The following is a 13,675-nucleotide window of genomic DNA, read 5'->3' on the forward strand; positions in this document are numbered from 1 at the left end:
AAGAATAGTGTTAAAAAAATTATTTGGTTTTGGCAAAGACAAGGATAAGGAATTAGAAAAAAAAGATGTTGGCTCAGAAGAAGAAATAGAAACTGGTGCTGACAACTTAGAAAATGTAGAAGAAACAATTTTTTCAGGGTTTGAGGAGGAAGTTGTAGATAAAGTAGAAGATATTCCAGAAAAAACTGAAGAAGAAGTTGTTGATGAAAGTGCTGAAGAAGATAGAGAGATAGAAGATAAGATAGATACTAATGAACAAGATGTAGAAGAGATAATAAATAATGATTCTCTAGATAGTGAAATAGAAGCATTAAACAATGATAATAATGATGAAGAAACTGAACATGAAGATTATGAAAATAAAGAAGAGAAATATGAAGAAAAGAAAGTTAATTTGTTTGAAAGATTAAAACAAGGATTAACAAAGGCAAAACAAGGAATAACTGATAGAATAGATGAGGTTTTAAAATCATATACAAAAATAGATGAAGAATTGCTTGAGGATTTAGAGGAAATTTTAATAACAGCAGATGTTGGTGTAAATACAACTATGGACATAATTGAGAAACTAAGAGATAAGATAAAGCAAAAGGGAATTACTGAACCAATAAAGGTAAGAGAAGAACTTAAATCTATAGTTGAAGATATCCTTACAAATGAAAACTCTACATTAGACATAGAACCAGCTCCATGTATAATTCTAATGGTAGGTGTAAATGGAGTGGGCAAAACTACTACAATAGGAAAATTGGCAAATAGATATAAAAAAGATGGGAAAAAAGTTTTATTAGCAGCAGCAGATACATTTAGAGCAGCAGCAACAGAGCAATTAGAAATCTGGGCAAATAGAACTAATGTAGACATAATAAAGCATCAAGAAGGAGCAGATCCAGGAGCAGTAGTGTTTGATGCCATAAAGGCAGCAAAAGCTAGAAAGACAGATTTATTGATATGTGATACAGCTGGAAGGTTACACAACAAAGCTAATCTTATGAATGAACTTGGAAAAGTATTTAAAATAGTAGATAGAGAATTTCCAGAAGCAAAGCGTGAGGTACTTCTTGTGGTAGATGCCACAACAGGTCAAAATGCAGTTGTTCAAGCTAAAACATTTAAAGAAGTTGCAGATATAACAGGTATAGTACTTACAAAACTTGATGGAACAGCAAAAGGTGGAGTAGTGCTTGCAGTAAAGTCAGAAGTAGATGTACCTGTAAAACTTATTGGAGTTGGAGAAAGAGTAGAAGACTTACAGGATTTTGATGCAAAATCATTTTCAGATGCATTATTTGGTAACTAGCATTCTTTTAAAAATAATGGTTGACAAGAGTGTTTATATGATATAAAATACAATAGTGTAAAGTAAATAACCTTTACAGTATACTGCTAGGAAGTGTAAGATATGAATATAGAAAAAATGGTCGAAATTGGATTGTTATTTGAACAGTATAAAGAATTACTAACTGATAAGCAAAAAGAGATAGTAGCTCTATACTATGAAGAGGATTACTCTTTAGGTGAAATCAGTGAGAATTTAAGTGTATCAAGACAAGGTGTATATGATACATTGAAACGTTCAGAAAAGATACTAAGAGATTATGAAGAAAAGCTACATTTAGTATCTAAGCTTCAAGAACAGGAAAAAAATATTAAATTTATAAGAAATAAAATTATTGACATTAAAGAAGATTTATTGCACAATAGAGATTGTGCTAATTTAATCCCTAAGCTAGAAAATATAGAAGATGTATGTAGGGAGATGATAAAATGATATTTGAAGGATTGTCGGATAAACTACAAGGGGCATTCAGTAAGTTAAAGTCAAAAGGAAAACTTACAGAAGCAGATGTAAAAAATGCTATGAGAGAAGTTAAACTTGCTCTTCTTGAAGCAGATGTTAACTTTAAAGTAGTTAAAGATTTTATAAAAAAAGTTCAAGAGAGATGTGTTGGACAAGAGGTTATGCAAAGTTTGACACCAGCTCAACATGTAATAAAAATTGTAAATGAAGAACTTACAAGTTTAATGGGGGATGTACAAAGTAAAGTAATGATTTCCTCAAAACCTCCTACAATCTTAATGATGGTTGGATTGCAAGGTGCAGGTAAAACTACGACAGCAGGAAAACTTGGAGGATATTTTAAAAAGCAAGGCAAGAAGCCTCTATTGGTGGCTTGTGATATTTATAGACCAGCAGCTATAAAGCAACTTCAAGTTGTTGGTGAAAAATTGGATATACCTGTATTCAATATGGGAGATAAAGAAAGTCCAGTAAATATTGCCAAGGCAGGTTTAAGTCATGCAATTAAAAATGCTAACGATTTGGTTATTATAGATACTGCTGGTAGACTTCATATAGATGAAGTGCTTATGGATGAGTTAAAGTCAATTAAGTCAGAAGTTAAGCCACATGAAATACTTTTAGTTGTAGACTCTATGACAGGGCAAGATGCAGTAAATGTTGCAGAAAGCTTCAATGAAGCACTTGGTGTTGATGGAGTAGTATTAACTAAATTAGATGGAGATACTAGAGGTGGAGCTGCACTTTCAATAAGAGCAGTAACACAAAAACCTATAAAGTTTATGGGTATGGGAGAGAAACTAGATGATATAGAACCTTTCCACCCAGACAGAATGGCATCAAGGATATTAGGTATGGGAGATGTATTAAGCCTAATAGAAAAAGCACAAGAAAGTATGGACTTAGAAAAAGCTAAGGAATTAGAACAAAAAATCAAAAAACAAGAACTAGATTTTGAAGATTTTTTACAACAAATGGAACAAATACAAAATATGGGACCTCTAGACAAGATACTTGGTATGATGCCTGGTATGGGAAATATAAAAGACCAACTTGGAGATGTAGACTTGAATGGTAAAGAAATGAATAGAACTAAAGCCATAATTCAGTCAATGACTACATATGAGAGACGTAACCCAGGAATATTAAATGCTTCTAGGAAAAAAAGAATAGCTAGAGGTAGTGGAACTACTGTTCAAGATGTAAATAGACTTATAAAACAACTTAATGAAATGAAAAAAATGATGAAGATGTTTGCTGGTTCACAAAAAAGTATGAAGAAAAGGGGCGGCTTAGGCGGTTTACCTTTTTTTAAATAAAATATAAAAAATAGTAAAAATTATTCGGAGGTGACTGTAATGGCAGTTAAAATAAGATTAAAAAGAATGGGAGCTAATAAAAAACCTTTCTACAGAATAGTAGTAGCTGATTCAAGAGCTCCAAGAGATGGAAAATTCATAGAAGAAATAGGATACTATAATCCAATTTCTGAACCTAAACAAGTAAGAATAAATGATGAAAAAGCAATAAAATGGTTAGCTACTGGTGCTCAACCAACAGAAGTAGTTAAAAAATTACTTGTAAAAAATGGAGTAATAGAAAAATTCGAAGCTTCTAAACAAGCAAAATAATTTTCTCTTAGCAATTAGTATAAGTAAATACTTATTGTTGAGGTTACTTTAGGAGATGAAATATATGAAAGAGCTAGTTGTAGATATAGCTAAGGCTCTAGTTGATAATCCTGACTCAGTTGTTGTTGAGGAATTTAAAGACAATGACGGTATCGTCTTAAAGCTTACAGTTGCTCAAGATGACATGGGTAAGGTTATTGGGAAGCAGGGAAGAATAGCTAAAGCTATAAGAACTGTCGTAAGATCTGTTGCAAATAGAGAAAACATAAAAGTTTCTCTTGAGATAGTGTAAAGAGGAGGATTAGGTATAGTGCCTAGTCCTTTTTGTATAACTGTGTACAGTTTTGAGAATTTATGATGATATGGTAACATAAGATTAAATTTTTTTGAGAAGGTGATAACATGAAAGAAAAATTAACTCATTTTAAGGTAGGGCAAATAGTAAACACACAAGGTCTAAAAGGTGAGGTAAGAGTTTATCCACTTACTGATGATATAGATAGATTTGATGAATTGAAAGATTTTTATTTAGGAAAAGATTTAAACAACAAGTGGACTGTAGAAAATGTAAGATATAAAGGTTCTATGGTTATAATGAAGATAAAAGATATAGACACTATAGAAAAAGCAGAAAAGCTAAAAAATAAATTTATGTATGTGTCTAGAGAAGAGAGTAGAGACCTTGAAGAAGGCGAGTTTTTTATAGCAGACATGATTGGTTTGGAAGTTTTAACTATAGAAGGAAAGTATGTAGGAGTCTTAGAGGATGTACTTCAATATTCTGCAAATGATGTCTATGTAATAAAAGGTGAAGAAGATAAAGAATTTATGATACCAGCTATAAAAAAATTTGTACCTACTATAGATATGGATGAAAGAAAAATGATTATAGACCCTATTAAGGGTATGATAGATTAGGTGGTAATATGAGATTTCATATAATGACGCTTTTTCCAGAAATATTTAATTCATACATGAATGAAAGTATAATGAAAAGAGCAGTTGAAAAAGGCATAATTGATGTGCATATATATAATATAAGAGATTTTTCTAATAATAAACATAAAAAAGTAGATGATTATCCATTTGGAGGAGGAGCTGGTATGGTGATGACTCCTCAACCTATATATGACACATATAAGCATATAATAAAAACTCATAATATAAACAATCCAAGAGTAATTTATTTAACTCCCAAAGGTAAAGTATACAATCAATCTATAGTCAAAGAGATGTCTATCCAAGAGGATATAATACTTCTATGTGGTCACTATGAAGGAATAGATGAGAGAATTATTGATTTAATAGTAACTGATGAAATTTCAATTGGAGATTATGTACTAACTGGAGGAGAACTGCCTGCACTTATAATGATAGATTCTATATCAAGATTAATTCCAGGAGTATTAAATCAGGACGAATCATTTGAAGAGGAGTCATTTAAAGATAATCTATTGGAGTATCCTCATTACACAAGACCTAGAGAGTTTGAAGAGTTAAAAGTACCAGAAGTGCTTTTATCAGGAAATCATAAAAAGATAGATGAGTGGAGACGAGAAGAATCTATAAGAATAACTAAGGAAAGACGATTAGACTTATATAAAAAATCTCAAGAAAAATAAAAACATATACAATAAAAATTTAATATACATGTATACAATAAAGTGGCTATAAATGGAATTAAAAATATAAAAATGCTTGTAATAACTATAGAAGTATAGTATAATATAAAATGTTGGAAATACGGGCGTTCCTCTGTTTACACTGGTCGGGTAGTTAAGAACGTCTATGATATTTAGGAGGAAGAAAGATGAATGAAATGTTAAGAGCAATTGAGCAAGAACAATTAAAAAATGAAGTTCCTAATTTTGGACCTGGGGACACAGTTAAAGTACACGTTAGAATTATAGAAGGTAAAAGAGAAAGAATACAAATATTCGAAGGTGTAGTATTAAAGAGACAAGGTGGAGGAGCAAGAGAGACTTTTACAGTTAGAAAAATGTCTTTCAATGTTGGTGTAGAAAGAACTTTCCCAGTTCACTCTCCAAAAATAGAAAAAATAGAAGTAACTAGAAAAGGTAAAGTAAGAAGAGCTAAACTAAACTACTTAAGAGGTAGAGTAGGTAAAGCTGCTAAGATAAAAGAAGCTAGAAATAGATAATTAAAAACTTTACTTATAAATGGGGGGCTGATTTATCAGTCCTCTTTCTATTTTAACTAAAATCATAACAAATAATTAAATTGTAAGCGCATATGATTATTTGTTGAAAATATACTATTTATTGATAGATTTAGGAATTTTAAAATTGAAAATAAAATCAATAAATATTGGATTATATTTTGAAATAATACTAAAAATAAGAAAATAATATTATGTAAAGTATGATGTTAAAAGGGTGACAATGTAGGATTTTAAGTAGATATATTTTTAAGTAAAATTAGGTAATAATAACATACTATTTTAAAGGAGTGATATACGTGTCAAATGAATATGAAGAGTATCTTATGGATAATAATCTACATATAAACTGGTATCCAGGTCATATGAAGAAAACCAAAGAATTAGTAAAAAATAACTTAAAACTAATTGATGTAGTGGTTGAACTTTTAGATGCTAGAATACCATTTAGTAGCAAAAATCCAGATATAGATATGCTTGTAGGAGATAAGCCTAGGGTAGTTGTATTAAATAAAAGCGATATGGCAGATAGAGATAAGTTAAATCAATGGATTGAGTACTATAAAAAGAATAATATAAAAGCTATACCAGTAGATACACTAAAAGGTGTAGGTGTAAATAAGATAGTAGAAGAATGTAAGAATGTAACTAGAGAAAAAATGAGTTCTTTAAAAGATAAAGGAAGAAAAGAAAGAGCTATAAGAATAATGATAGTTGGTGTACCAAATGTAGGAAAATCATCTCTTATAAACAAATTAACAGGTAGAAAAAGTACTCAAACGGGAGATAAGCCAGGAGTAACTAAAGGTAAGCAATGGGTTAGGTTAAAGGGAAATCTTGAACTTTTAGATACACCTGGAATACTTTGGCCAAAGTTTGAAGACCAAGAAGTTGCTTTAAACTTAGCATTTAGTAGAGCTATAAAAGATGAGATTTTAGACGTTGAGACCTTAGCTTTAAGACTTATAGAAAAACTTATGATAATAGAGCCAGAAAAGTTGAAAGCTAGATATAAATTAGATTCTTTAGGAGAAACTCCAATTGAAACAATGGATATGATTGGTCATAAAAGAGGATTCATAACAGGTGGGAAAGAACTTGATTATACACGCATAGCTGTAACTGTCTTAAATGAATTTAGAGATGGAAAGATAGGCAATATAACACTAGAAGTACCAGAGAGTGTTAAAAGATAGATTTTAAAGCTGACTTAAAAAATTAATATTATAAGTAAAAAAAAACCTTTTTTTAAAAGGTTTTTTTTATTTTCTGAAATATAGACAAAAATTGTCACATAAAAGTATAAATTAGATTAGAAAACTTTCAAAAATATTAATTTAAGACAAATATACCTAATTTTTTGAAAATTAAAATCAGTATGATAATTTGTAATTTTGGCATATTGACTTGCTTGTTTCATATAATATATAATAAGCACAAATAAATACAATATATTAAAAATTTAATTTATTTAATTTTATTAATTTAATAATAGGTTCTTATTGTTTTAGTTAATTTATTTATGCAAACGTGAACAATTGAGAAATTTTGTTAATTTAATAAGGTTAAAAAGGGGGATTTTATAATGGGTAAGACCAAAGATGTAATAGTATTTGGATTTGCATTATTCGCAATGTTCTTTGGAGCAGGTAACTTAATATTTCCACCATACTTGGGAATAATTACAGGTCCAGAATGGTTAATTGCCTTCTTAGGATTTACATTTGCTGATGCTGGTTTGGCACTTCTAGCAGTAATGGCTACAGCTAAATTCGATGGAAACGTAGTAGAAATGTTTAAAAGATGTGGTATGAAATTGGGAATTCTTATAGGTTGTGTAGATATTTTATGTATAGGGCCATTCTTAGCTATACCAAGAACAGGTGCAACAACTTATGAGATGGGTATAATGCCTTTGTTTGGAAGTTCAATTCCAGTGTTATTATTCTGTATAGTTTATTTTGCGATATCATATGTATTAACAATAAGACCATCTAAGGTCGTAGATATAGTTGGACAATTTTTAACTCCAGCTCTTCTAATAGCTTTAGCATTTATAATTATAAAAGGTGTTATATCTCCTCTTGGAGAGGTAATAGATAAACCTATGATACCTAATGTATTTGCAGAAGGTATTGGTCAAGGTTACCAGACAATGGATGCATTTGCAGCAATAGCGCTTGCATCAGTACTGATAGTATCTCTAAATGAAAAAGGATATACTAGTATTAGTGAAAAGTTAAAGATGATTGGTAAAGCAGGTGTTCTTGCTTGTGGAGGATTGGCACTAGTTTATGGTGGATTATGTTTCCTTGGTGCAACTGTATCTACAATGTATGGAACAGATGCAGTACAATCACAAGTAATAGTAAATATAACACAAGGATTGCTTGGAAATGTTGGGAAAGCGATTTTAGCGGTAGTAGTATCTCTAGCATGTTTAACTACATCTATAGGTCTTACATCTGCAACAGGGCAATATTTTTCTAGACTTACAAAAGGTAAGTTAAGTTACGAAAAAATAGTATTAGCCGTATCTGTATTCAGTGCAGTAGTAGCATCTTTTGGTGTTGGAACTATAATAAAGATAGCATCTCCTATACTAAGTATAGTTTATCCACCATCAATTGTTTTAATAATATTGGCTTTCTTTAATGAAAAAATTAAGAATGATAATGTATACAAAGGAGCAGTATATATGTCATTGCTTGTAAGTATATTAACAGTTATATCTAGTTATGGAGTAAGCGTTCCAGTAGTAAATTCTTTACCTCTTCATTCATTAGGATTTAACTGGGTAGTTCCAGTTATAATAGCTGGAATAATTGGTAATTTTATACCATCAAAGAGTCAATCTAATACACTTGGTACAAATTAAAACTTATTTAATTGAAATATAAGCATCTGAAAATAAAAGAGTTATCTATAATAAATGAAACTATTTATATAGATAACTCTTTTTATTTTTGAGTATATACTAATTATTTGCATTTAATATAGTAAAAATTAGCTAGAAGTATTAAAAAAAAATAATGTTTATTTTTTAACAATAATGAGTATTTATAAAAGCTATTTAAAGGAATATTAGAAGTTCAGATATGTGTATTAGTTGACTTTTACAAAAATATTATATAAATAAAATTGTGACAATAATAAAATAATAAAATAAAATTTAAGGCATTTGAACATATAAATAACTTATGTAAATTACTAAATTGTTTTTTAATTGGATTATATTAAGATTATTTAGTAAATTCTAAAAAATAAGTAAACTAAGATGAATACTAGCAACTGCAAAGTTTTAACAAGTTGGAACTTATAATATAGTTTCTATGAAGAAAAATAAATCAACAAATCATAATAAAAAATTTTCAGAAAAAATGATTTGGAAGCACTCTAGCAAGTAAAAAGTCTATAAGCGTAGAATTGGAATTACGTAAAATTAATAGTGAATTTAGCAAAATAAATACAAAATACTACAAGAATTAACGTAAATAGAAGTTATGACAAAAGGAAAACGATTTTCTGAGTATCATAATTTTGAAAATTAAAAAAATTAAAAATCATATTGACTGCTTTTTTTTCAGATTATATAATAAACACAAAATATTTAAAATTTAAATTGAAATTAAAAGATTATACAAAACAAAAAGGAGAGTGATGTATACATTAATATTGTCTATAAAGCAATATAAATTGGAAATAATGCAAATAATTGAAAAAGTCGCACAATTAAGATGATTTAAAAGTTTTAATTTTGTCAAGAAAAATTAAATAAAAATAAAAAAAGCATATATGTTTAAAGTATACATGTTAATTTTATTTAATTAAGAAAGTTGTACTAAATATTGCGAAGATTTTATAAATTATGAAACATAATTGACAAGTTTAAGTCAAAAATGTATAATTAAATAAAATCTCGTCAAAAGGTTTTCATTTAAGAAGAGATTGGACTTATTTTTTGGTAAAATGTAATAAAAAGTAGTAAAATTCAAATGGGGGTGCTTTAAATGGGTGAGAAACAAATCAAGTTTAAAGATGTAATTGTAATTGGATTTGCACTATTTGCAATGTTTTTTGGTGCTGGGAACTTAATATTCCCTCCATATCTAGGAGTTTTATCCGGAGGTAGCTGGCTAGTAGCTTTCATAGGATTCCTTTTCGCAGATGGTGGTTTGGCATTATTAGCAGTTATAGCAGCAACTAAGTTCAATGGAGACACATCAAAAATGTTTTCAAGAGCTGGTAAAGGATTAAGTGTTGTATTAGGATGTGCAATGGTAATCTGTATAGGGCCACTTTTGGCAATACCTAGAACAGCAGCAACAACTTATGAAATGGGTATATTACCTACAATAGGTTCAGGAATAAGCCCAGTAATATTCTCTATAGTATTCTTTGCTATAGTATTGGTTTTAACAATAAGACCATCAAAAGTTGTAGATATAGTTGGATCAATTTTAACTCCAGCTTTACTTATAGCTTTAGCAGTATTAATAGTTAAAGGTATTGTATCTCCACTAGGAGACATAAGAGATACTTCTTTAATACAAAATGTATTTGCAGAAGGTATAACTCAAGGATATCAAACAATGGATGCATTGGCAGCTAGTGTATTTGCATCAATTATAATCATGTCAGTAATAGCTAAAGGTTATACAGGTGAAAAAGAAAAGATGAAAGCTACAGTAAGTGCAGGTGTTATAGCGGTAATAGGTATGGCACTAGTTTATGGTGGACTATGTTACCTTGGAGCAACTGTATCTAAGATATATGGACAAGATGTTCAACAAACAGCTTTAATAGTTTCAATAACAGCATCATTACTTGGAAATACAGGTAAAATTCTATTGGCTATTATAGTTGCATTAGCATGTTTAACAACAGCTATAGGTCTTTCTTCAGCAGCAGGTCAATATTTCTCAACACTTACAGATGGAAAATTAAAATATGAGCATATAGTTATAGTAGTTTGTGTATTTAGTGCAATCATATCAAACTTTGGAGTAAGTACAATAATAAAATTCTCTTCTCCTATATTAAGTATGGTATATCCAGCAACTATAACTCTAGTTATACTAGCATTATTTAGTAATAAAATTAAAAATGATAACGTATTTAAATGCGCTGCATATATGGCATTGTTAGTAAGTGTATTAACAGTTGCAACAAGCTTTGGTATAAATATACCTTTAGTTAATAGCTTACCACTAGCTTCATTAGGATTTAACTGGGTAGTTCCAGTTGTAATAGCAGGGATAATAGGAAACTTTATTCCATCTCAAAGTAGTAAAGCTGTACAATAATAAAGAATAATTCATACATATAGGAATTGCCTTAAAGTGATTAAAATCATTTAGGAGGCAATTCCTTTTTGATATGTAAAACTTTATATGTATTTATATGTAAATGGATATTAAATTAAGTAGATTAAAGATAGATTATTGTTAGGTTGAATTTTGTTATATATATTTACAAATAATATTTATGGGATGTAGCATATTTGTATGGAAAATATAAAGAATTTATTAATAATTTCAATGGAAAATAATGGAACAATAAGGATAAAATTTATAAAAAAATAAAGTATATAAGAGTATAATTACACTTTTATATACTTTTTTATGTTATTTTTAAGTTTTTAATAGAAGATATTTAGAATATAAAAAATTCATTTACTTAATTGAGAAAACTATAAAGCGTGTTATATTGAATATAAAATAGTATAATATATATTGTGTAAGATAATTAATATGAAAACATGCAAATATAGAAAAAAGTTTGTTTAGAATTACAACTAATAGGTGTATTAATGTAATACTAATTTATTGGAGGTCTAAAAATGAAGTACATAATAAAAAGAGATGGGACAAAAGAACTTTTTAGTAAAAGTAAGATTGAAGATGCTGTCTATAAAGCTAGTATAAATAGTGAAGGTGGAGTAGATAGAGATTTAGCATATGATATATCAAGAAAAATTGCTAATGATTATAATTCTATGGAAAAATGTTTATCTGTAGAAGAAATCCAAGATATAGTTGAAGTATTACTTATGGAATCAAATAGAAAAGATATAGCAAAACACTACATATTATATAGAGAAAGACGTTCAGAAATAAGACATAAGGCTTGGGAGTTTGATGAATTACAAAAATCAATATGGAAAAATAAGTATAGACACGATGGAGAAAGTTTTGATGAATGGATAAAGAGAATTTCAAATAATAGTCCAAGAATATCAAAGTTAATAAGACAAAAGAGATTTTTATTTGCAGGTAGAATTTTAGCAAATAGAGGTTTACATAAAGAAGGTAAAAAAGTAACTTACTCTAATTGTTATGTAATAGAGCCACCAAAAGACAGTATAGAAGATATTTTTGACACTGCAAAAAAACTTGCTAGAACTTTTAGTTATGGTGGAGGGGTTGGAATTGATATTTCAAAATTAAGACCCAAAGGTGCAAAAGTAAATAATGCTGCAAAATATACAACTGGAGCAGTGTCTTTTATGGAACTTTATAGCATGACGACAGGTTTGATTGGTCAAAGAGGTAGAAGAGGAGCTCTTATGATTTCTATGGATGTAAATCATCCAGAAATAGAGGAATTTATAGATATAAAAACTGATTTGGAGAAGGTTACTAAAGCAAATATTTCTGTAAGAGTAACAGATGAGTTTATGCAAGCTGTAAAGGAAAAAAAGCTGTATAATTGTACTTTTGAAGTTGAAACTACTGGAGAAAAAATAGTCAAAATAGTAAATGCATATGATTTGTTTAATAAGTTTGTTAAAAATAACTGGGATTATGCAGAACCAGGAATATTATTTTGGGACAAAATAAAAACATATAACCTTATGAGTGAAGATAAGTCTTTTTGTTTTTCAGGTGTAAATCCTTGTGCAGAAGAGCCACTTCCAAGTGGAGGAAGCTGTTTGCTTGGCTCAATAAACTTATCAGAGTTTGTAATACAACCATTTGGGGAACATGCTACCTTTGATATTAATAAGTTAAAATCTTGTGTTAGAGAAGCTGTGGTAGCTTTAAATGATGTATTAGATGAGGGATTAAATTTACATCCATTACAAGAACAAAGGGATAGTGTCTATAAATATAGACAAATAGGATTAGGTGTAATGGGTATTGCTGACATGCTTATAAAGATGGGGATAAGATATGGTTCTGATAAATCTTTAGAATTGTGTGATTTAATTGGTAAGACTATGCTTAACGAAGCTGTAAAACAATCAGCTTTGATTGCTAAAGAATATGGCACATTTAGTGAGTATAAATATGAAAATATTTCTAAATCTAGATTCTTTATAGAAAACCTAAATGATGATATTAAAGAGATGGTTGAAAAGTATGGGCTTAGAAACTCACAACTTTTAACTATACCTCCTACAGGTTCTATATCTACAATGATAGGTATTAGTGGAGGAATAGAACCTATATTTAATCTTTCATATATAAGAAAAACTGAAAGTTTGCATGATGAAGATGTGTATTATAAAGTATATACTCCAATAGTTAAAGAATATATGGATAAAAAAGGCATTACAGATGAAGAATGTTTACCAAATTTTTTTGTTACTGCTATGAATATAGGATATGAAGAAAGAATAAATATGCAAAAAGTATGGCAAAAGTATATTGATGCTTCTATATCATCTACAATAAATATACCTTTTGAAACTACAATTGAAGATGTTTTCAACATATATGTTAAGGCATGGGAAGCTGGTCTTAAGGGAGTGACAATATTTAGAGATGGATGCAAAAGGAGTGGAATCTTAATAAATGAAAAAAAAGAAGATAATAAAAAAGAAAATAACAAAAAAGAAGATAATAAAAAAGAATCTCATAAAGATAATAAAGAAGAAAAAGATAATAAAGAAGAAAAAGCCAAAGAATTAAAAAGTAAAAATTTTGAAGAAGATGAAAAGTTTGTATGCCCTGAGTGTGGTAGTGAAGGAATAGCACATACAGGTGGATGTAGTATATGTTTAAAATGTGGATATAGTGGATGCAATTAAATTCTAAGTTAGTGAGTTTTTAATATATT

Annotated in this window: 12 protein-coding genes; all 12 read left to right on the plus strand. The window is 28.9% G+C overall.

Annotation, left to right across the window (positions count from 1 at the left end):
* The first annotated feature begins 7 nt into the window (after positions 1-7).
* On the plus strand, positions 8-1,300 hold the full coding sequence (ftsY, locus tag IC758_RS06150) for a signal recognition particle-docking protein FtsY (protein WP_227823642.1): 1,293 nt from the start codon (positions 8-10) through the stop codon (positions 1,298-1,300).
* Between the two features lie 102 nt (positions 1,301-1,402).
* Complete coding sequence (gene ylxM / locus IC758_RS06155) at positions 1,403-1,771, plus strand: YlxM family DNA-binding protein (RefSeq protein ID WP_227482226.1); 369 nt, start codon at positions 1,403-1,405, stop codon at positions 1,769-1,771.
* A complete protein-coding gene (gene ffh, locus IC758_RS06160; protein WP_227434163.1) occupies positions 1,768-3,120 on the plus strand; it encodes a signal recognition particle protein in 1,353 nt (450 codons plus the stop codon). Before ylxM ends, ffh begins: the two co-directional genes overlap by 4 nt.
* 39 nt (positions 3,121-3,159) lie before the next feature.
* A complete protein-coding gene (gene rpsP, locus IC758_RS06165; protein WP_003419338.1) occupies positions 3,160-3,432 on the plus strand; it encodes a 30S ribosomal protein S16 in 273 nt (90 codons plus the stop codon).
* Between the two features lie 64 nt (positions 3,433-3,496).
* On the plus strand, positions 3,497-3,724 hold the full coding sequence (locus tag IC758_RS06170) for a KH domain-containing protein (RefSeq protein ID WP_227434164.1): 228 nt from the start codon (positions 3,497-3,499) through the stop codon (positions 3,722-3,724).
* A gap of 110 nt (positions 3,725-3,834) precedes the next feature.
* Positions 3,835-4,350, plus strand: a complete 516-nt coding sequence (gene rimM, locus IC758_RS06175) for a ribosome maturation factor RimM (protein ID WP_227482227.1) — start codon at positions 3,835-3,837, stop codon at positions 4,348-4,350.
* Positions 4,351-4,358: 8 nt separating this feature from the next.
* Positions 4,359-5,054: a tRNA (guanosine(37)-N1)-methyltransferase TrmD gene (trmD, locus tag IC758_RS06180; RefSeq protein ID WP_227434166.1), complete on the plus strand. Its 696-nt coding sequence runs from the start codon at positions 4,359-4,361 to the stop codon at positions 5,052-5,054.
* Positions 5,055-5,242: 188 nt separating this feature from the next.
* Positions 5,243-5,593, plus strand: a complete 351-nt coding sequence (gene rplS / locus IC758_RS06185; RefSeq protein ID WP_227434167.1) for a 50S ribosomal protein L19 — start codon at positions 5,243-5,245, stop codon at positions 5,591-5,593.
* Positions 5,594-5,910: 317 nt separating this feature from the next.
* Positions 5,911-6,807 carry a ribosome biogenesis GTPase YlqF gene (gene ylqF, locus IC758_RS06190; protein ID WP_227434168.1) on the plus strand — a complete coding sequence of 299 codons (897 nt, stop codon included), beginning with the start codon at positions 5,911-5,913 and terminating at the stop codon, positions 6,805-6,807.
* Between the two features lie 389 nt (positions 6,808-7,196).
* Positions 7,197-8,489 (plus strand): branched-chain amino acid transport system II carrier protein, encoded by a 1,293-nt coding sequence (brnQ, locus tag IC758_RS06195; protein WP_227831225.1) that lies wholly within the window; start codon positions 7,197-7,199, stop codon positions 8,487-8,489.
* A 1,132-nt stretch (positions 8,490-9,621) separates the two neighbouring features.
* The gene (gene brnQ / locus IC758_RS06200) at positions 9,622-10,917 is read left to right on the plus strand and encodes a branched-chain amino acid transport system II carrier protein (RefSeq protein WP_227434170.1); all 1,296 of its coding nucleotides are present in this window, start codon (positions 9,622-9,624) and stop codon (positions 10,915-10,917) included.
* Between the two features lie 536 nt (positions 10,918-11,453).
* Complete coding sequence (locus IC758_RS06205) at positions 11,454-13,646, plus strand: adenosylcobalamin-dependent ribonucleoside-diphosphate reductase (protein ID WP_227860821.1); 2,193 nt, start codon at positions 11,454-11,456, stop codon at positions 13,644-13,646.
* Positions 13,647-13,675: the final 29 nt, after the last annotated feature.

The organism is Clostridioides sp. ES-W-0016-02 (assembly GCF_020641035.1).
GTDB lineage: Bacteria > Bacillota > Clostridia > Peptostreptococcales > Peptostreptococcaceae > Clostridioides.